Below are 19,539 nucleotides of genomic sequence, written 5' to 3'. Positions count from 1 at the left end.
GGTGGCAGACGGCGGGCCGCCCGCGCTCCCGCTGGGGGTGCGCAGGCGGCCCATGAGGCATACCGAGGGATGTGTCGGGCAGGCCCTTGTCTGTCAGGCGGAGAGCGGCTCGGGCTGCTCACCGCGGCGGATGGGGCGCGACCGGCCGTGCGGGGCCGGCAGAACGCCGCCGCCGTCGGTATGGTCGTGGTGCTCGAAGCCGCTCAGCTGCTGGTGCAGCTGGTCGAGGCCGCCGTACGGCTCCAGGTAGGGGCGCCAGCGCGGGTCCTTGATCCCGGTGCCGATCACCCGCCAGGCCAGGCCGCTCGGTGCGGCCGGGGGGTGCTTCATACGCCAGCCGAGCTCGGTCAGGTGGCGGTCGGCCTTGGTGTGGTTGCAGCGGCGGCAGGCCGCGACCACGTTGTCCCACCGGTGCTGGCCGCCCCGGCTGCGCGGGATGACGTGGTCGACGCTGGTGGCGGCGGCCCCGCAGTAGACGCAGCGCCCGTGGTCCCGGGCGAACAGTGCGCGGCGGGTGAGCGGGACGGGCCCGCGGTAGGGGACCCGGACGAAGCGGGTCAGACGGACGACGGACGGCGCCGGGACGGCGCTGGTGGCGCTGTGCAGAGTGATTCCGGAGTCCTCCAGGCAGACCGCCTTGTGACTGAGGACCAGGATGAGTGCGCGGCGCATCGATACGACGCCGAGTGGCTCGTACGACGCGTTGAGGACCAGGACATGCGGCACGGAGGCCTCCTTGGACGCCTGCGGCGCGTGGCTCGCGCCGGGACGAGCGGGTGATCACGCACTTGAGCGCGATCTCCACCAGTGTCGCCTTACGTGTTCGTGCGGCGCCACCATTTCCTTCCTAACAGATCGTTCAGTAACGGACAGTGCACATCCGGGGGCACCCGGATGTGCATTCCGTCATACCCGGTATGCCCACCAGGCGCGCCCGCTGCACTCCGCGCCCCTGGTGGGGGCCCCTGTCGACGGCGTCCGGACGGCTGACGGCGCGTCCGACCGGGTGGTGGGCGGCCGATAGGCTGGGCGCGACGGTCCGTCCCGACCGGGCGGCCCCGTCGTAGCCCTGCCCGGAAGGAAGCCCCGCACGTGGTTCGATCCGCCCCCGTCAGCCCGATCGCCGACACCACCCCGTCGCCCGCGACGCCCTCACTCACCTTCACCCTGCCGACCAGCGCGGACGAGGTGAGCAGTTCCACCAAGCAGGCCGCGAGCTGGCTGGACGCGAACTGGCAGGGCTGGGTGGAGGGCGCGCTGCGGATCCTGTTCATCGTGGTGCTCGCCCTGGTACTGCGGGCGATGGTACGCAAACTGATCGACAAGCTGATCGCGCGGATGGGCCGCCCGTCGGAGGCCGAGGCCGAGCTGAGCCGGCTCGGCGGGCTGCTGGCCAACAGCGGCATGGTCAACACCGAGCGCCGCCAGCAGCGCTCGGAGGCGATCGGCTCGGTGCTGCGCAGCGTGGCCTCGTTCACCATCCTGGGGACGGCCGCGCTGATGGTGCTGTCCGCCCTCGGGGTGAATCTGGCGCCGCTGCTGGCCAGCGCCGGTGTCGCGGGTGTGGCGATCGGTTTCGGCGCGCGGAACCTGGTGACGGACTTCCTGTCCGGGGTTTTCATGATCATGGAGGACCAGTACGGCGTCGGCGACGAGATCGACACCGGGGTGGCCACCGGCACGGTGCTGGAGGTCGGGCTGCGGGTGACCAAGCTGCGCGGCACCGGCGGCGAGATCTGGTACATCCGCAACGGCGAGGTCAAGCGGATCGCCAACATGAGCCAGGGCTGGGCGACCGCCGCGGTGGACGTGCAGGTCGGCTACAAGGAGGACCTGGAGCGGGTCGAGGCGCTGATCACCGAGGCCGCCGAGCAGTTGGCCAAGGAGACCCCGTTCGACGAGCTGATCTGGGGCCGGGTGAAGGTGCTGGGCGTCGAGTCGGTGGCCGCGGACTCGGTGGTGCTGCGGGTCGAGGCGCGCTGCTCGCCGGGCAACGCCGCACTGGTCTCCCGGACGCTGCGGCTGCGGCTGAAGGCGGCGTTCGACCTGGCGGGCGTGAAGCTCAAGGAGGAGGTGGCACCGGCCGGTGCCGCCGCCGCGACGCCCGCCGTGGTCGAGCTCCTGCCGCCCTCGGTGCTGGGCGATCCGGGTTCGGCCCGGTCGCTGGCGGCCAAGCCGATTCCGCCGCAGACCGCGGACGGGGCCGGGCCGGCCGCCGGCTGACCCCTCCCCGCCGCCCCTTCCGGAGCCCCGTCCCCCTGCCGGGGGGCGGGGCTCCCGGCGTTCGAGGTAACGCTTGCGCATCCGGGCCCGGCGGGCCCATTGACACTCCCCCGGGCCGGGATCTACGGTCCTCTTCAGGAATTGGAAACTTTCCTAACAGTTCATCGAACCACGACCCCGGGCCGCACCGTGCCCCGTCGGCGGAGGAGGATCGGGCCTGTGACCGACAACACCCGTTCCCGTGCGCCCCTGGCCGGCACCCCCAGCCTGCTGCGCGCCATCAACGACCGCGCCGCCCTCGAACTGCTGCTGGCCAACGGCCCGCTCTCGCGAACCCAGATCGGGACGCTGACCGGCCTGTCCAAGCCCACCGCCTCCCAGCTGCTGGCCCGACTGGAGGCCGCCGGCCTGGTCGTACCGGTCGGCACCACCGCCGGCGGGCCCGGGCCGAACGCGCAGCTCTACCAGGTCAACCCGGCCGCCGGGTACGTGGCCGGTCTGGACGTCACCACCACCCACGTCCGGGTGGCCGTCGCCGACATCACCGGCGGCACCCTCGCCGAGCACCAGGTGGCGACCAAGGGGTGGCCCGCCGCGGAGACCGTCCGGCGGGTGGCGGACGCCGTCGCCGAGACCGTCCGTCTGGCGGGCCTGCCCGAGGGCAGCCTGCACCAGGCCGTCCTCGGCATCGGCGGCGCGCTCGACCCGGTCACCGACCGCCTCCGGTACGCCACCCACCTGCCCGGCTGGCACTCGCCCCGGCTGGTCGCCGAGCTGTCCGAGGCGGTCGGCGCCCCGGTCACCATCGAGAACGACGTCAACCTGGCGGCCATCGCCGAGCAGGCCGTCGGCGCCGCCCGGGGCAGCGAGGACTTCGTCCTGCTCTGGGCCGAGGAGGGCATCGGCGCCGCGATCGTGATCGCCGGCCGGCTGCACCGGGGCTTCACCGGCGGCGCCGGCGAGGTCGGCTACATGCCGGTGCCCGGCGCCCCGGTGGTCCACAACGTCCGCCGGAAGAACTCCGGCGGCTTCCAGGAACTGGCCGGCGCCCCCGCCGTCCTCGCCCTGGCCCGCGAGCACGGACTGAACGCGCCCGGCGCCGAGCAGGCCGTGGCCCTCGCGCTGGAGACCCCCGGCGCGGGCGAGGAGTTCCTGGCCGTCCTGGCCGACCGGATCGCCGTCGGGCTGGCCGCCATCGTCGCCGTGGTCGACCCGGAACTGCTGGTGCTGGCCGGCGGGGTGCCGACGGCCGGCGGCGAGCGCCTGCGGGAGCTCGTCCAGGAGTCGCTGGCCCGGATCGCCATCCCCCGGCCGGAGGTGCGCTCCAGTACCGTCCCCGGCTCCCCCGTCCTGCACGGCGCACTGCAGCGCGCCCTCGCCACCGCCCGGGACGCCGCCTTCACGACCCACTGAAGCCGGCCGTCCGCCCCGACCACCCCGTACCACCGCTCACCCGCACACCACCGAAGGCACCCCCACGCACGGGCCGACGGGCACTGCCGCCTGCCCCCGTACCTCCAGGAGAACCCCCGTGGACATCACCCGCCGAACGCACCGCGCGCTCGCCGCCCTGACCGGTACCGCCTGCCTGGCCCTGCTCGCCACCGCCTGCACCGGCACCAACTCCGCCGGCGGCCAGGACGGCTCGGCCGCCGGCCAGGACGTGACCATCACCTTCTGGCACGGCTGGAGCCAGGACAACGAGGTCAAGGCGATCGCCGACAACGTGGCCGCCTTCGAGAAGCTGCACCCGAACATCCACGTCAAGGTGGTCGGCAACATCGCCGACGACAAGAGCGAGCAGGCGCTGCGGGCCGGCGGCGACGCGGCGCCGGACGTGGTCTCCTCCTTCACCACCGACAACGTCGGCAAGTTCTGCTCCGCGGGCGTCTGGGCCGACCTCAAGCCGCTGCTGCAGAAGGACGGCATCGACCCGGCCAAGACCTTCCCGGCCGCGATGCTCCAGTACAGCCGGTTCCAGGGCAACCAGTGCTCACTGCCGCTGCTCGGCGACGCCTACGGCCTGTACTACAACAAGACCGCCTTCGCCGCGGCCGGGATCACCGCGCCGCCGAAGACCTTCAGCGAGTTCGAGGCCGACGCCGTCAAGCTGACCCTGGCCGAGGGCGACGGCTACAAGCAGCTCGGTTTCATGCCGAACTACCACGGCTACGAGTCCACCCCGACGCACTTCCTCGGCCAGTACGGCCCGGCCTACTTCGGCGCCGACGGCACGTCGGACATCGCCTCCGACCCCAGGGTCGCCGCGATGTACACCTGGCAGAAGGCCCTGGTCGACAGGCTCGGCGGCTTCGACAGGCTGGAGAAGTACCGCACCGGCTTCGGCGACGAGTTCAGCACCAAGAACCCGTTCACCGCCGGCCAGGTGGCGATGGCCATCGACGGTGAGTGGCGCACCGCCTCGCTGGCCGAGGACAAGCCCGACTTCGAGTGGGCCACCGCGCCGTTCCCGGTGCCGGACGACCAGGCCGCCACCTACGGCCGCGGCTACCAGACCGGCACCATCATCGGCATCGCCAAGGGCAGCAGGAAGCAGACCGCCTCCTGGGAGCTGGTCAAGTACCTGACCACCAACACCGACGCCGTGGTCGGCTTCGCCAACGCGATCCACAACGTGCCCAGCACCGTCGAGGCGCTCGACTCGCCCAAGCTGGAGGCCGACGCGAACTTCCGGACCTTCATCGACATCGCCAAGAACCCGAACTCCAGCACCACCCCCGCCAGCATCAACGGCGGCGCCTACCAGGTCTCCATGCAGAACTTCGGCTACGAGTACGAGGCCGGCAGGCAGACCGACCTCAAGGCCGGGCTGGCCGCCACGGCCAAGGAGATCGACGCGGCCGTCCAGCAGGCGAAGTGACGCACCATGGCACTCGCTAGCACCCCCGTCCCGCCGGCGCTGAAGGCCAAGCGCCGCCGGGAGGCCGCCCGCACGGTGGCCTTCCTCTCCCCCTGGCTGATCGGCTTCGGCGTCTTCTTCGCCTACCCGCTGATCTCCACCGTCTACTTCTCCTTCATGCGGTACGACGGCTTCACCGCACCGACCTTCAACGGCCTGAAGAACTGGGACTACGTCCTGAACGAGTACCCGTCGTTCTGGACGGGTCTGGGCAACACCCTGTGGCTGGTCCTGGTGATGGTCACCCTGCGGGTGGCCTTCGGCCTCGGCATCGGACTGCTGATCACCAAGGTGAGGACCGGCGCCGGCTTCTTCCGGACCGCCTTCTACCTGCCCTACCTGGCCCCGCCGGTGGCCGCCACGATGGCCTTCGCCTTCCTGCTCAACCCCGGCACCGGCCCGGTCAACCACCTGCTCGGCGACCTCGGCCTGCCGCAGCCGGGCTGGTTCACCGACCCGAGCTGGTCCAAGCCCGCCCTCACCATGCTCGCACTGTGGGGCATCGGCGACCTGATGGTCATCTTCATGGCCGCCCTGCTCGACGTCCCGAAGGAGCAGTACGAGGCCGCCGAGCTCGACGGCGCCGGCCCCTGGCAGAAGTTCCGGTTCGTCACCGCCCCGAACATCTCACCGATCGTGATGTTCGCCGTCGTCACCGGCGTCATCCAGACCATGCAGTACTACACCCAGGCGATCGTCGCCGGAAAGGTCGCCAGCGGCGTGATCGGCGGCTCCGGCCAGCAGTTCGAGCCCGGCTACCCGCACGGCTCCACCTGGACGCTGCCGCAGATGGTCTACAACCTCGGCTTCCAGCGCTTCGACACCGGCTCGGCCTGCGTGGTCGCCGTGATCCTGTTCGCGATCTCGATGGCCTTCACGTCGCTGCTGCTGCGCCGCAAGTCCGGCTTCATCAACGAGGACTGAGCCATGACCATCACCTCGACCGTGCGCCTGCCCGCCCGGGCCGGCTCCACCGCCGCCGCCCGGGTGGCCCGCCGCCGCGCCGCCCTGCACTGGGTGGCCGTGCACTCCCTGGCCATCGCCGCCGCGCTGTTCTTCCTGCTGCCGTTCGTCTTCGTCCTGCTCACCTCGGTGATGAGCGACCAGCAGGCACTGACCTCCAACCTGTGGCCGACCGAGTGGCACTGGGGCAACTACGGCAAGGTCTGGCGGACCCCCGGCTTCCTCACCTGGTGGCGCAACACCCTGCTGTACGCCGCCGGCGGCACCGCGCTGACCGTCGTCTCCAGCCTCCCGGTCGCCTACGCGCTCGCCAAGTTCCGCTTCCGCGGCCGCAACCTGGCCCTGACGGCCGTCATCTCGATGATGATGCTGCCGCCCCAGGTCACCGTCATCCCGATGTACCTGTTCTGGGCCAAGCAGATGCACCTCACCGGCTCGCTGTGGCCGCTGGTCATCCCGATGGCCTTCGGCGACGCGTTCTCCATCTTCCTGCTGCGGCAGTTCCTGCTGACCATCCCCAAGGAGTACCTGGAGGCCGCCAGGATCGACGGCTGCGGCGACCTGCGGACCCTGGTCCGGGTGGTCCTGCCGATGGCGAAGCCCGCCATCGCCGCGGTCGCCCTGTTCCAGTTCTTCTTCTGCTGGAACGACTACTTCGGCCCGCAGATCTACTCCAGCGAGAACCCGGGCGCCTGGACGCTCAGCTACGGCCTGGAGTCGTTCAAGGGCGCCCACCACACCAACTGGAACCTCACCATGGCGGCCACGCTGCTCGTGACGGCTCCGGTGCTCGTGCTGTTCTTCTTCGCGCAGAAGGCCTTCATCGAAGGCGTGACACTGACAGGGGTCAAGGGCTGATGTCCGCACTGAAGTTGGCAATCGTCGGCGGCGGTTCCACCTACACACCGGAGCTGATCGACGGCTTCGCCCGGCTGCGGGACACCCTCCCGATCGGCGAACTCGTCCTGATCGACCCGGCCGCCGACCGGCTGGAGCTGATCGCCGGCCTGGCCCGCAGGATCTTCGCCAGGCAGGGCCACGGCGCCACCGTCACCACCGCCACCGAGGTCGCCGCCGGGGTCCGGGGCGCCGACGCCGTCCTGCTCCAACTGCGCGTCGGCGGACAGGCCGCCCGCAACGAGGACGAGACCTGGCCGCTGGAGTGCGGGTGCGTCGGCCAGGAGACCACCGGCGCCGGCGGCCTCGCCAAGGCGCTGCGCACCGTCCCGGTGGTGCTGGACATCGCCGAACAGGTCCGCCTCGCCAGCCCGGACGCCTGGATCGTCGACTTCACCAACCCGGTCGGCATCGTCACCCGCGCCCTGCAGAGCGCCGGGCACAAGGCCGTCGGCCTGTGCAACGTCGCCATCGGCTTCCAGCGGAAGTTCGCCGCCCACCTGGGCGTCGACCCCGAGCTGGTCCGCCTCGACCACGTCGGCCTCAACCACCTCACCTGGGAGCGCGGCGTCACCCTGCTCGACACCCCCGGCGCCGCCGGCGGCCACGAGGTGCTGCCCGAACTGCTGGACGGCTTCGGCGAGCAGATCGCCGCCGACCTGCACCTGCCGTCGGCGGTGGTCCGCCGGCTCGGCGTGGTGCCCTCCTACTACCTGCGCTACTTCTACCAGCACGACCTGGTGGTCGAGGAGCTCAGGGTCAAGGGCTCGCGGGCGGCCGAGGTCTCGGCGATCGAGCGGCAACTGCTGGAGATGTACGCCGACCCGGCCCTGGACACCAAGCCCGAACTGCTCGGCAAGCGCGGTGGCGCGTTCTACTCCGAGGCCGCCGTCCAGCTGATCTCCGCCCTGCTCGGCACCGGCGGCGGCAGCAGCGTCCAGGTGGTCAACACCCGCAACGACGGCATCCTGCCCTTCCTGCCCGACGACGCCGTGATCGAGGTCCCGGCGACGGTGGACGCCGACGGCGTCCGCCCGCTGCCGCAGCGACCGGTCGAGCCGCTCTACGCGGGCCTGATCGCGAGCGTCACCGCGTACGAGCAGCTCGCGCTGGAGGCCGCGCTCAAGGGCGGCCGGGACCGGGTCTTCGACGCGCTGCTGGCCCACCCCCTGGTCGGCCAGCTGGACCTCGCCGACCGGCTCACCGACCGGCTGCTCGCCCACAACCGCGCCCACCTGAGCTGGGCGTGACGGCAGATGACCACCGTGCACCACCGTGGGGGAGACCGATGAACCACCGTCAGGAGGAGCAACTCCCCGGCGTCCTCGCCATCGACGCCGGGAACAGCAAGACCGACGTCGCCCTGGTGTCGGCCGACGGCGCCGTCCTCGGCACGGCCCGCGGCGGCGGCTTCCAGCCGCAGCTGGACGGCGCCGAGCAGGCCGTCGCCGCCCTCGCCCCGCTGGTCGAGGAGGCCGCCCGGCAGGCCGGCCTGAGACCTGGCCGGGTGCTCACCAGCCACGTCAGCGCCTGCCTGGCCAACGCCGACCTGCCGGTCGAGGAGCAGCAGCTGAGCGCCGCGCTGGCGGCCCGGCCGTGGGGGGCGACCAGCCACGTCGCCAACGACACCTTCGGCCTGCTGCGGGCGGGCACCGACGGCCCGCGCGGCGTCGCGGTGGTCTGCGGCGCCGGGATCAACTGCGTCGGCCTGCTGCCCGACGGCCGGACCGCCCGTTTCCCCGCCCTCGGCCACCTCACCGGCGACTGGGGCGGCGGCGGCGGGCTGGCCGCCGACGCGATGTGGCACGCCACCCGCGCCGAGGACGGCCGGGGCGGCCCCACCGCGCTCGCCGCGGCCATCGCCGGGCACTTCGGGCAGCCCAGCGCCACCGCCGTCGCCGAGGCCGTCCACCTCGGCCGGCTGGACCGCGTACGGCTGCACGAGATCTCCCGGGTGCTGTTCGCCACCGCCCGGGCCGGCGACCCGACCTCGCTCCAGCTGATCGACCGCCAGGCCGACGAGATCGCCCGGCTCGCCGTCGTCGCCCTCACCCGGCTCGACCTGCTCGGCGAACCCACCCCCGTGGTGCTCGGCGGCGGCGTGCTGGCCGCCCGGCACCCGCTGCTGATCGACAACCTGACGGCCCGGCTGGCCGAGGCCGCCCCGCTGGCCGAGCCCCGGATCGTGGTGGCCCCGCCGGTCCTCGGCGCCGCCCTGCTCGGCCTCGACCGGCTCGGCGCGGGGCCCGCCGTCCAGCGGCGCCTGCGGTCCGCCTACCCGACGACCGCACCGGTCGCCGCCTGAACCCCCGCCGCCTGGCCGCCGGGGCCCGCACACCCCGGCGGCCCGGCGGCGGGCGCCTCCCCGCTCGGGGCGCGCGCGTCGGGTGACGATCAGTCGGCGGGTCCGCCGACCCGGCCGCGGAACGAGCGGCGGTACTCGCGCGGGGCGACGCCGACCCGGCGGGTGAAGACCGGACGCAGTGAGACTGCGGAGCCGAAGCCGCAGCGGACGGCGATCTCGTCGACCGGCAGGTCGGTCTCCTCCAGCAGCCGCTGGGCGGTCAGGACGCGCTGCTCCAGCAGCCAGCGCAGCGGCGGGGTGCCGGTGGACTCGGCGAACCGGCGGGCGAAGGTGCGCTCGGCCATCGTCGCGAGCCGGGCCATCCGGGCGACCGTCCAGGGGGTGTCGAGTGCGGCGAGCACCGCCGTGCGGACGGCCGCGAGCGGGTCCGCGGAGTCGGTCACCGGGACGGGGGACGGGATGAACTGCGCCTGGCCGCCGGCCCGGAAGGGGGCGGTGACCATCGCGCGGGCGATCGCGGCGGCGGCCTGCTGGCCGTGCGCGGAGCGCACCAGGTGCAGGCACAGGTCGATGCCGGCCGCGACCCCGGCCGAGGTCCAGACCAGTCCGTCGCCGGTGAAGAGCACCTCGGGGTCGACGGTCACCGCCGGGTGGCGGCGGGCGAGTTCCTCGGCGAGCCACCAGTGCGTGGTGGCCCGGCGGCCGTCCAGCACGCCGGCCTCGGCGAGGACGAAGGCCCCGGCGCAGAGCGAGGCGATCGGGATGCCCCGGGCGTGGGCGGTGCGCAGCACGTCGAGCAGGCGGGGGTCGGCGGGGGCGAACGGGTCCGCGACGCCGGGGACGACCACCAGGTCGCAGTCGAGCAGGGCGTCGAACTCGTCGTCCGGGCGCCGTTCCAGCCCGCCGCCGAGCTGGACGGGCCGGCGGTCCGGGCCGCAGACCCGCAGGTCGAAGACGGGCAGGCCGTCCCGGGAGAGGCGGTTGGACCAGACCTCGCCGATCACGGCGTAGTCGAAGGCCCGTACTCCGTCGAAGATCGGGCAGCCCACGATGCGCATGGCAGGATTATATCGATGGTGGGCATTCCCGCCTATCACGGCGGGAGTGGCGGCGCCCGCAGGATGGAGCCATGACGAACACCAGTGCATTCAACGCCCCGCTCGAACTCGCCGCCGACGCCGTCCTGGTGGTGATCGACGTCCAGCAGGGCTTCGAGGACTACGCGTTCTGGGGCGAGCGGGACAACCCCGAGGCCGAGCAGCGGATCGGCGCCGTGCTGGACGCCTGGCAGGCCACCGGCCGGCCGGTCGTGATGGTGCAGCACCAGGGGGCCGGCAGTCCGCTCGCCCCCGGCACCCCGGGGTACGAACTGAAGCCCGTGGTGGCCGGCGCCAAGCCGGACCTGACCATCACCAAGACCGTCAACAGCGCCTTCTACGGCACTCCCGACCTGCACGCCTGGCTGCAGGAGCGCGGCGCCACCCAGCTCGTCACCATCGGGATCATGACCAACGTCTGCAACGAGACCACCGCGCGGATGGGCGGCAACCTGGGCTACGACGTGATCTTCCCGATCGACGCGATGCACACCTTCGCGATGGCCGGTCCGGACGGTGTGACGATCCCCGCGGCCGACCTCGCCCGGGCCACCGCCGCATCGCTGCACACGATGCGCTTCGCCAAGGTGGTCGGCACCGAGGAACTGCTCGCGGCGGCCCTGGCCTAGGCCGCGGGGCGGAGAAACCCCCGGTTGCGTCCGGATGAATATTTGATGTTCCGACAAGATGCCCGCTTTTGGCCATTGAGTCCGCCGAGTGATCGCCGGTAGCGTCCGCAGCGCAGCGGCGTCGACCTGCTCGGTGCCCGAACAGTCCGGGATTTCAAGCCGGTTGGCGACTCACCGGACGCCCCACTAGAACGTGAGCTGAGTGTGCACCCAGTCGGCGAGGATCTTCGCGCAGTCGTCCACCGACTCCCGCCAGGTGCGAGCGGCGCCCGCACCGGCCTCGTCGCTGACGTGCTTGACCAGGCGGATCGGCAGCTCGGCCCGCTGCGCCACGGTGGCGAGCGCGTAGCCCTCCATGTCGACCAGGTCCGCGCTCTGCGCCAGCCGGTCCCTGGCCTCGGGGTCGGAGACGAACAGGTCACCCGTGGCCAGCACCGGGCCCGGCTCCGCGCCGAGCTCGATCGGGCCGCCGTAGGTGCGGCCGGTGAGCGTGTGCAGCACCCGGGTGTCCAGGTCGTGCTGGAGCACCCGGGAGACCTGGTGGGTGCCGGCCCAGCCGGGCCGCAGCGCGCCGGCCGTACCGAGGTTCACGATCTCGGACGGCCGGTCGCCGCGTGCCAGCACGGTCGCCAGCGCCGCCGTCGCGTTGATCTTGCCCATGCCGGTCAGCAGCACGGGGAGGCCGTCGCCGAGGTGCGCCGCCTCCTCGTGCGCGGCGACGACGAGCAGCGGGCGGTCGGGGGTCACGGTGCCGATCAGACGCATGCTTCCCATGCTACGGGGGCGCCCGGAGCGGGCGTGACGGCAGGGGAACCGGCGCGCGCGACGGTCCGCGCGCGCCGACAGGACACGGAATGTCCGGGTACGGGCCGGGGCGGGGGCGATCGGAAGCTCAAGTCCGGCGCAAGTCAGGTGTACCCGTCGGTGCTCACAGCAATACTGCAGACATCGGGCCCGGCCGCGGATTCGGGGCGGCCACAGGGGAGGGCGGGGCGGTGGCGACACCAGTGATCACGGGGGAACGGGCGTCCGCACGGACGGCGGCGCCCGGTACGGCACCAAGACCGGTCAGCACGGCCGCCCTGCGGCGCGCCGTGGACACCCCGCCCGGCCGGCTGCGGCTGGCCGGCGCGGTGCTGGCCGCCCTGGTGCTGCTGTTCGGCGCGGTGACGGCCTGGCAGGCCGGCTCGCGGGCCACGGCGTCCGGGCATGTGGCCGGCCGCAGCGGGCCGCTGAGCCAGGACGCGGCCGAGATCTACCGGTCGCTGGCGGACGCGGACACCACCGCGGCCTCCGGCTTCCTGCTCGCGGGCGCCGAGCCCGCGGCCGTCCGCAAGCGCTACCAGGACGACCTGGCGACGGCCTCCCGGCTGCTCGCCGAGGCATCGGCCCGGGCCGGCGCCGACGCCGACGCACAGCGCTGGATCAGCGAGCTCAACCAGCAGGTTCCGCAGTACGCGGGCCTGGTGGAGACGGCCCGGGCGAACGACCGGCAGGGCCTGCCGCTCGGCGGCGCCTATCTGCGGTACGCCTCGACGCTGATGCAGGACACCATGCTGGCGAACGCGCAGCACCTGGTCGACGCCGAGTCGCGGCAGCTGGACGGCGACTACGCCGACGCCGAGTCCCTGCCCTGGGCGGCGCTCGCCCTCGGCCTGCTCGCGCTCGGCGCGCTGGCCCGCTACCAGCTGGTGCTGTTCCGGCGGACCAACCGGGTGTTCAACCCCGGCCTGGTCACCGCGAGCGCGACGCTGCTGGTCGCGGTCCTGTGGCTGCTGATCGGTTCGCTGTCCGCGGGCTCCTGGCTGGCGGACAGCCGCACGTACGGGACGGAGCCGCTCATGGCGCTCAACCAGGCCCGCACGCAGGCCCTGCAGGCGCACACCGCGGAGAACCTCAACCTGGTCGCCCGCGGCTCCAGCGACACGTACACCAAACGCTGGGCCGCGGTCACCGACGCCCTCGCCGGGCCGGCCGGCCAGGACGGCGCCGCCCGGGACGGCGGATCGCTGGCGCAGGCCCTGCGGCTCGCGCCGCGCGACGCGAGCGACCGGGTGGCCGAGGCCCGCAAGCAGTTCACCGGCTGGGACGCCCGCCACCGGCAGGCCGCCGAGAAGGAGGGCGCGGGCGACTTCGACGCCGCGCTGCAGGGCACCGTGGGGGCGGGCCGCGACGACACCGCGGAGGCCTCGTTCGCCGCGCTGGACCAGCAGTTGGGCCGGGCCGCGACGGTCGAACGGGCCCGGTTCAAGGCCGAGGCGGACGGGGTCGACGGGACCTTGGAGGCCCTGGCGGTCGGCGCGGCCGTGCTCGCCGTGCTGTCCGCCGTGGCCGTGGTCCGGGGCATCGGCCGCCGACTGGCCGACTACCGCTAGAGGGGGTGGGGACGATGATGCGTACGGTACGGGCCAGGGCCCTGGTGGCCGCGGTCGCGCTGGCCGCCGGGGTGTTCGGTGCGGGGACCTCGCAGGGCGCGCCGGGCGGTGGCGTCCGGGCGGAGCCCGCCGCCGCCCCGGCGCTGGCGCCCGAGGCGGACACCTGCGACACCACGAAGAGCGTGCCGGCGGCCAAGGACGCCAACGGCGCGAAGATCAGGAAGATCCGGGAGCGCGGCACCCTGGTGGTCGGCGTCGACCAGAACAGCTACCACTGGGGCTACCGCAACCCCCAGACCGGCACCATCGAGGGCTTCGACATCGACCTGGCGCGCGCCGTCGCCAAGTCGATCCTGGGCGACCCGGGCAAGGTCTCCTTCAAGGCCGTCCCGACCGCCCGCCGGATCGAGGCGGTCAAGGCCGGCGAGGTGGACGTGGTCATCCGGACCACCACCATCACCTGCGCGCGGCTCCAGGAGGTCGCCTTCTCCAAGCCGTACTTCGCGGCCGGACAGCGCCTGGTGGTCCCCAAGTCCGCCAAGGCGACCGGTCTGGAGCAGGGGATCAAGGGCAGGCGGGTCTGCGCCGCGGCCTCCTCGTCCTCGGACACCGAACTGAAGACGAACCGGCACGGCGCCACCGACGTCGTCGTGGTGGAGAACCAACTGGACTGCCTGGTGCTGATGCAGCTCGGCAAGGTCGACGCGACGCTGACCGACGGCGTGCTGGCCGCGGCCCAGGCCGCCCAGGACCCGACGGTCGAGGTGGTCGGCGAGACCCTGCTGGCCGGCTGGATGGGCGTGGTGGCCAACCAGGCCGACACCGACCTGGTCGCCTGGGTCAACCAGGCACTGCTCGACTACCGGGCCGACGGCGGCTGGCGGCGCAGCTACGACCACTGGCTGGCCGACTCCATGGGCGCCTCGCCCGAACCGTACGAGTACAAGCAGTAGCGGTGCCGGGCGGGCGGCGGGGCAGTACCGGCACCGCCGTCGACCGGCGGGCCGCGATCCGGGAGACTGACCGCCGGGAGACGCACCGCCGACACCCGTCGGAAGCACGGTCAGCCAGTCGCCCCGTCAACTGCGCTGTCCGTCGTGGCAGAGAGGAAGGACCCCGCGTGGCAGGATCGGCCGGTCCGGTGATGAGCCGGGAGGAGGTGGACCGTGCGCTGGCCCGGCTGGGCGCCGAGCGCGACGCGGTCGAGGCCGCGCTGCTCGCACTCCAGGACCACCCGGGCCGCCGGCTGCTGGAGGGCGCCGACCTGAGCGGCCGCACCGCGGAGCGCTGGTCCGTCGCGGGCCAGGGCCTCGGCCTGCTGTGGGCACTGTTCGACCGGTACTCGGAGGCGCTCGCCTCGGCCCGGGCCGTCCGGGCCCGCCGCAACCGGCCGGGCAGCGCCGAGCTGGCCCAGCTCAGCGAGCTGCTCACCGGGCCCGCGGTGACCGTCTCCGGCGGTCAGCTGCCGGAGGCCGTCGGCCGTCTGGGCAGCCCGGCCCGGCTGGCCGAACAGGTCAGCCTGGCCGAGCTGATGAGCCGGATGGACGGCTGGTACGAGACCGTGCTGGAGGTGGTCAACGCCGCCGACGCGGTGTGGTCCGCGCTGCCGGCCCGGATCGACCTGCTGCTGGCCGAGCTGCACCGGGTGCAGATGCTGGCCGGCTCGGTGGGAGTGCGGCCCGGCGGCCACCCGCTCGCCGACGACCTGTCCGAGCTGGCCCGGGACCTCACCGCGCTGCGGGGCGAGGTGCGGGCCGACCCGCTGGCCCTGTGGCGCCCCGGCCGGGTGCCCGCCCAGCACGGCACCGTGCCGGCCCAGGGCGGCTTCTCGGCGCCGACCGGCGCGGTGGACACCGAGCGCTTCGACCGGGCCGGGCGGGCCCTGGACGACATCCGGGTGGAGCTGGAGGGCCTGCTGCGGCTGCGCGACGAGTCGCACGAGCGCCTGCAGCAGGTGGCGGACCTGCTGCAGCGCGCCGACGCCACGCTGGCCGAGGCCCGGCGGGCCCGCGGCGAGGTGCTGGCGAAGATCGCCGCGACCGAGGTGCCGGCGGTGCCCGGCCCGGCCTCGGCGCTGCGCGAGCGGATCGGACAGGCGGTGGAGTGCCAGCAGGCCGGCCAGTGGTACCGGCTCGGACCGCTGCTGGACGCGCTGGAGGACGCCGCCGTCAAGGAGTTGAACCGGGCCCGGCACTCGCTGACCGAGGTCGCCCAGCCGCTCGCCGTACGGGCGGAGCTGCGCGGCCGGCTGGAGGCGTACAAGGCGATGGCCGCCCGGCTCGGCCTCGCCGAGGACCCGGTGGTGGTGGAGCGCTTCGAGAAGGCCCGCTGGCTGCTCTGGAGCGCCCCCTGTGACCTGCGGGCGGGGGCCGAGGCGGTGGCGCGGTTCCAGCAGGCGCTGCGGCCGCCGGACCGGGCGGGTTCGAGCGGGCCGCGGGACGGGCAACCCGGTGGACAGGGATGAGAACGGCTAGGGGGAGACGGTTCTGATGGCTGCTGAGGTGTGCGTGCGACCGGAGTGCTCCGGCGCGGGCGAGATCGACCCCGACGGGTACTGCACGGAGTGCGGGCTCGCCCCGCAGCCGGTCGCGGTCGCCGCGTCCGGGTCCGGCGGCGGACCGGCCGCGGCCGGTCCGCGGGCGGGCGACGCGTGCGGCCGGGACGGCTGCGCCGGGGCGATCGACGCCGACGGCTACTGCGACGAGTGCGGCCTGGCCGCCGAGGCGGCGCCCGCCAGGGTGCCCGCGGCCCGGTCGGGTTCGGCCCCCTCGGGCACCGGCTCGGGCCCGGGTTCGGCCCGCTCGGGCTCGGTGCGGACGATGTCCGGCCGCTCGCGCTCGCACCGCTCCTCGGCGCGCACCGGGCGTGGCTCGGCGGTGTCGGTGCGCAGCGGTACCGGTTCCCGGGGCACCGCCCGGCGCGGCAACCTGGGCGCCGGTCTGGTGACCGTCCCGCCGGTGCCGGCCCCGGACCCGGCCTCGGCGGTGCTGGCCGACCCGGAGGTGCCGGAGCGCAAGCGGTTCTGCAGCAAGTGCGAGAGCGCGGTCGGCCGGGAGAAGGACGGCCGCCCGGGCCGCCCGGACGGCTTCTGCACCAAGTGCGGCACGCCGTACTCGTTCACCCCCAAGCTGGAGCGCGGTGACCTGGTCGGCGGCCAGTACGAGGTGCTGGGCTGCCTGGCGCACGGCGGTCTCGGCTGGATCTACCTGGCGATCGACCGCCGGGTGAACGACAAGTGGGTGGTCCTGAAGGGCCTGCTGGACACCGGCGACGAGGACGCGCTGGCGGTGGCCGTCGCCGAGCGCCGCTTCCTCGCCGAGGTGGACCACCCCAACATCGTCCGCATCATCAACTTCGTCGAGCACCCGGACTCCCGGACGGGCTCGACCGACGGCTACATCGTCATGGAGTACGTCGGCGGCAAGTCGCTCAAGGACATCGCCTCCGAGCGCCGTACCGCGGACGGCCGGCGCGAGCCGCTGCCGGTGGAGCAGGCGATCGCGTACGCGCTGGAGGCGCTGCCCGCGCTCGGGTACCTGCACAGCCGGGGCCTGGTGTACTGCGACTTCAAGATCGACAACGTGATCCAGAGCGAGGACTCGCTCAAGATCATCGACATGGGCGCCGTCCGCCGCTTCGACGACGACGGCCCGATCTACGGGACGGTCGGCTACCAGGCCCCCGAGATCGGCACCGACGGCCCGACCCCCTCCTCCGACCTCTACACGGTCGCCCGCACCCTGGCCGTCCTCACCTTCGACTTCCAGGGCTACTCCACCACCCACCGGCACGAACTGCCCGGCCCCGAGGACGTGCCGGTCCTCGCCGAGTACGAGTCCTACTACCGCTTCCTGGTCCGCGCCACCGACCCGGACCCGGCCCGCCGGTTCGGCTCCGCCACCGAGATGGCCGACCAGCTGACCGGCGTGCTGCGCGAGGTCCTCAGCCTGAAGGACGGCCGGCCCCGCCCGGCCGCCTCCACCCTGTTCGGCCCCGAACTGCGCCTGCTCGACAGCGAACTGACCGAGCAGCCGCTCGACCCGGCGCAGGCCGCGCTCGCCCTGCCGATCCCCCGGGTCGACCCGGCCGACCCCAACGCCGGCTTCCTCGCCGCGCTGACCGCCGGCAGCCCCGCCGAGGTGCTCACCACCCTGCGGGCCGCCCCGGCCCCGTCCGTCGAACTGCGGCTGCGGGCGCTGCGCGCCGAACTCGAACTCGCCGACCCCGCCGCCGCCGGACACACCCTGGACGAGCTGGCCGAGGACCACCCCGACGACTGGCGGGTGGTCTGGTACCGCGGCCTGACCTCGCTCGCCGCCGGGAGCACCGAGGCGGCCGCCGAGTCCTTCGACGCGCTCTACGACGCCTTCCCAGGGGAGCCCGCACCCAAGCTGGCCCTGGCCGTCTGCGCGGAGCTGCTGGGCAACGCCGAGGACGCCACCGAGTTCTACCGCCTGGTCGGCACCACCGACCGCAGCTACGTCAGCGCCGCCTTCGGCCTGGCCCGGGTCCGGCTCGCGGCCGGCGACCGGGCCGGCGCCGTCCTGGCCCTGGAAGCGGTGCCCGAGGCCTCCGCCCACTTCACCGCCGCCCGGGTCGGCACCGTCCGCGCCCGGCTGCGCGGGCGGTCGGCCGCGGAGGAGCTCGGACCGGAGCTGCACCGCTGCTCGGAGCAGCTGGACGCGCTCACCCTGGACGCCCGGCACCGCGAGGAACTCGCGGTCGAGGTGCTGGACACCGCCCTCGGCTGGGTCATGGCCGGCAAGGCCGGCGGCGCCCGGCCCGGCGGCGAGCCGAAGGTGCTCGGACATGCCCCCGCCGAACGGGAACTGCGGTTCGCTCTGGAACACTCCTACCGGGTGTTGGCGCGGTTGTCCGATCGGGCCGAAACAAGGATCGAGATGGTGGAGCGGGCGAACCGGGCCCGCCCCCGGACGTGGGTGTGACGCAATGCCGCAGCAGACCAGGTGCCCCAGCTGTGCCGAACCGATGGACCCTCAGGACGCTTTCTGCGGGGCCTGCGGCGCGAACCTGAACGGGCCCCCGACCGTTGTCGACGGCCCCGCCGCCGCCCCCCGAGGCTGTGTGCGCTGCGGCGCCGCCGAGCTCGCCTCGGACGGGTACTGCGAGTCCTGCGGCACCGCCCAGCCCCGCCCGCGCGACCACCAGGAGCGCGCCCTGGCCGGCGTCGCCGGGGTCTCCGACCGCGGCCTGCGCCACCACCGCAACGAGGACGCCTTCGCCGTGGCCGGCACCGCGCTGCCCGACGGCGCACCCGCCGTGATCGCCGTGGTCTGCGACGGGGTGTCCTCCTCCGCCCGACCGGACGAGGCCTCCGCCACCGCGGTGGACGCCGCCTCGGCCGCCCTGCTGACCGCGCTGGAGCACGGCCAGGACCCGAACCTGGCGATGCACGGCGCGATCGCCGCGGCCGCCCGCGCGGTGACCGACCTGGCCTACGACGGCACGCCGCCCGAGCGGCCCGGCGGCCACCTGAACGCGCCCGCCTGCACCTACGTCAGCGCGATCTCGGCGGCCGGCCTGGTCACCATCGGCTGGGTCGGCGACACCCGGGCGTACTGGATCCCGGACGACCGGGACGCCGCCGAGCCGTACCGGCTCACCGAGGACGACTCCTGGGCCGCCCGGATGGTCAGCGCCGGCCTGATGGGCGAGGCCGAGGCGTACGCCGACCCCCGCGCGCACGCCATCACCGGCTGGCTCGGTGCCGACGCCGAGGACCTCGACCCGCACACCGTCAGCTTCACCCCGCACGTCCCCGGGGTGGTGCTGATCTGCACCGACGGCCTGTGGAACTACGCCGAGGCCGCGACCGACCTGGCCACCTTCGTCCGCCGGGACGCCCGGACGGAGCCGCTGGCGACCGCCCAGTCCCTGGTGAACTTCGCGGTGGCCGCGGGCGGGCACGACAACATCACCGTCGCGGTGCTGCCGATCACCCCGCGGGCCCAACGGCCCGAGGAGGAGGCCGAGTACGAGGCGACCATGCTCGACCTGCCCGTCCAGCAGCCGCGGCACGACGACACCCTGCCCGACCTGCCGCGCATCCCGGCCACCGGCACCCCGGCGGTCCCGCCGATGCCCGCCTACGCACCCAGCACCGACTGAC

16 protein-coding genes are annotated in these 19,539 nt (G+C 73.8%); 13 read left to right on the top strand and 3 right to left on the bottom strand.

The window, feature by feature from the left end; all coding sequences use genetic code 11:
• Positions 1–93: 93 nt before the first annotated feature.
• Entirely contained in the window at positions 94–726 is a 633-nt protein-coding gene (locus tag OG871_RS25945; RefSeq protein WP_371499756.1) for an HNH endonuclease, read from the bottom strand.
• Positions 727–1,092: 366 nt separating this feature from the next.
• Here OG871_RS25945 and OG871_RS25940 point away from each other — a divergent pair, with 366 nt between their 5' ends.
• The 7 genes from OG871_RS25940 (at position 1,093) to OG871_RS25910 (ending at position 9,308) form a co-directional block, all read left to right on the top strand.
• Entirely contained in the window at positions 1,093–2,223 is a 1,131-nt protein-coding gene (locus OG871_RS25940; protein ID WP_371499754.1) for a mechanosensitive ion channel family protein, read from the top strand.
• A 249-nt stretch (positions 2,224–2,472) separates the two neighbouring features.
• The gene (locus tag OG871_RS25935; RefSeq protein WP_371503426.1) at positions 2,473–3,636 is read left to right on the top strand and encodes an ROK family transcriptional regulator; all 1,164 of its coding nucleotides are present in this window, start codon (positions 2,473–2,475) and stop codon (positions 3,634–3,636) included.
• A gap of 124 nt (positions 3,637–3,760) precedes the next feature.
• On the top strand, positions 3,761–5,104 hold the full coding sequence (locus OG871_RS25930; RefSeq protein WP_371503425.1) for an extracellular solute-binding protein: 1,344 nt from the start codon (positions 3,761–3,763) through the stop codon (positions 5,102–5,104).
• A 6-nt stretch (positions 5,105–5,110) separates the two neighbouring features.
• Positions 5,111–6,067 carry a carbohydrate ABC transporter permease gene (locus OG871_RS25925; protein WP_371499752.1) on the top strand — a complete coding sequence of 319 codons (957 nt, stop codon included), beginning with the start codon at positions 5,111–5,113 and terminating at the stop codon, positions 6,065–6,067.
• A gap of 3 nt (positions 6,068–6,070) precedes the next feature.
• Positions 6,071–6,964 carry a carbohydrate ABC transporter permease gene (locus tag OG871_RS25920; RefSeq protein WP_371499751.1) on the top strand — a complete coding sequence of 298 codons (894 nt, stop codon included), beginning with the start codon at positions 6,071–6,073 and terminating at the stop codon, positions 6,962–6,964.
• An 8-nt stretch (positions 6,965–6,972) separates the two neighbouring features.
• Complete coding sequence (locus OG871_RS25915) at positions 6,973–8,253, top strand: 6-phospho-beta-glucosidase (protein WP_371503424.1); 1,281 nt, start codon at positions 6,973–6,975, stop codon at positions 8,251–8,253.
• Between the two features lie 38 nt (positions 8,254–8,291).
• Positions 8,292–9,308: an N-acetylglucosamine kinase gene (locus tag OG871_RS25910; RefSeq protein ID WP_371499749.1), complete on the top strand. Its 1,017-nt coding sequence runs from the start codon at positions 8,292–8,294 to the stop codon at positions 9,306–9,308.
• An 89-nt stretch (positions 9,309–9,397) separates the two neighbouring features.
• Here OG871_RS25910 and OG871_RS25905 read toward each other — a convergent pair whose 3' ends face one another.
• On the bottom strand, positions 9,398–10,366 hold the full coding sequence (locus OG871_RS25905; RefSeq protein WP_371499747.1) for a GlxA family transcriptional regulator: 969 nt from the start codon (positions 10,364–10,366) through the stop codon (positions 9,398–9,400).
• Positions 10,367–10,437: 71 nt separating this feature from the next.
• On the opposite strand from OG871_RS25905, the gene OG871_RS25900 reads away from it, so the two are divergent.
• Positions 10,438–11,034, top strand: coding sequence for a cysteine hydrolase family protein (locus OG871_RS25900; protein WP_371499745.1), 597 nt, complete (start codon positions 10,438–10,440; stop codon positions 11,032–11,034).
• Positions 11,035–11,220: 186 nt separating this feature from the next.
• Here OG871_RS25900 and OG871_RS25895 read toward each other — a convergent pair whose 3' ends face one another.
• Positions 11,221–11,799, bottom strand: a complete 579-nt coding sequence (locus OG871_RS25895) for a nucleosidase (protein WP_371499743.1) — start codon at positions 11,797–11,799, stop codon at positions 11,221–11,223.
• Positions 11,800–12,029: 230 nt separating this feature from the next.
• Here OG871_RS25895 and OG871_RS25890 point away from each other — a divergent pair, with 230 nt between their 5' ends.
• The 5 genes from OG871_RS25890 (at position 12,030) to OG871_RS25870 (ending at position 19,538) form a co-directional block, all read left to right on the top strand.
• Positions 12,030–13,409: a hypothetical protein gene (locus OG871_RS25890; RefSeq protein ID WP_371499741.1), complete on the top strand. Its 1,380-nt coding sequence runs from the start codon at positions 12,030–12,032 to the stop codon at positions 13,407–13,409.
• 14 nt (positions 13,410–13,423) lie between these two features.
• Entirely contained in the window at positions 13,424–14,362 is a 939-nt protein-coding gene (locus OG871_RS25885; protein ID WP_371499739.1) for a glutamate ABC transporter substrate-binding protein, read from the top strand.
• A 191-nt stretch (positions 14,363–14,553) separates the two neighbouring features.
• Complete coding sequence (locus OG871_RS25880) at positions 14,554–15,873, top strand: hypothetical protein (protein WP_371503423.1); 1,320 nt, start codon at positions 14,554–14,556, stop codon at positions 15,871–15,873.
• Between the two features lie 25 nt (positions 15,874–15,898).
• Positions 15,899–18,355: a tetratricopeptide repeat protein gene (locus OG871_RS25875; protein WP_371499737.1), complete on the top strand. Its 2,457-nt coding sequence runs from the start codon at positions 15,899–15,901 to the stop codon at positions 18,353–18,355.
• A gap of 43 nt (positions 18,356–18,398) precedes the next feature.
• A complete protein-coding gene (locus OG871_RS25870; protein WP_371499735.1) occupies positions 18,399–19,538 on the top strand; it encodes a PP2C family serine/threonine-protein phosphatase in 1,140 nt (379 codons plus the stop codon).
• The last annotated feature ends 1 nt before the right edge of the window (position 19,539 follow it).

Origin of the sequence: Kitasatospora sp. NBC_00374 (genome assembly GCF_041434935.1) — a bacterium.
In the GTDB taxonomy this organism is placed as follows: Bacteria; Actinomycetota; Actinomycetes; order Streptomycetales; family Streptomycetaceae; genus Kitasatospora.
Note: the sequence above shows the minus strand (reverse complement) of the source record. Positions and strands in the feature narration are given on the sequence as shown.

Bases quoted from the DNA above. Each gene is read 5' to 3' on its own strand.
- OG871_RS25925 (WP_371499752.1), top strand. From the start codon at position 5,111: ATGGCACTCGCTAGCACCCCCGTCCCGCCGGCGCTGAAGGCCAAGCGC.
- OG871_RS25920 (WP_371499751.1), top strand. From the start codon at position 6,071: ATGACCATCACCTCGACCGTGCGCCTGCCCGCCCGGGCCGGCTCCACC.
- OG871_RS25910 (WP_371499749.1), top strand. From the start codon at position 8,292: ATGAACCACCGTCAGGAGGAGCAACTCCCCGGCGTCCTCGCCATCGAC.
- OG871_RS25905 (WP_371499747.1), bottom strand. From the start codon at position 10,366: ATGCGCATCGTGGGCTGCCCGATCTTCGACGGAGTACGGGCCTTCGAC.
- OG871_RS25900 (WP_371499745.1), top strand. From the start codon at position 10,438: ATGACGAACACCAGTGCATTCAACGCCCCGCTCGAACTCGCCGCCGAC.
- OG871_RS25895 (WP_371499743.1), bottom strand. From the start codon at position 11,799: ATGCGTCTGATCGGCACCGTGACCCCCGACCGCCCGCTGCTCGTCGTC.
- OG871_RS25885 (WP_371499739.1), top strand. From the start codon at position 13,424: ATGATGCGTACGGTACGGGCCAGGGCCCTGGTGGCCGCGGTCGCGCTG.
- OG871_RS25880 (WP_371503423.1), top strand. From the start codon at position 14,554: ATGAGCCGGGAGGAGGTGGACCGTGCGCTGGCCCGGCTGGGCGCCGAG.
- OG871_RS25875 (WP_371499737.1), top strand. From the start codon at position 15,899: ATGGCTGCTGAGGTGTGCGTGCGACCGGAGTGCTCCGGCGCGGGCGAG.
- OG871_RS25870 (WP_371499735.1), top strand. From the start codon at position 18,399: ATGGACCCTCAGGACGCTTTCTGCGGGGCCTGCGGCGCGAACCTGAAC.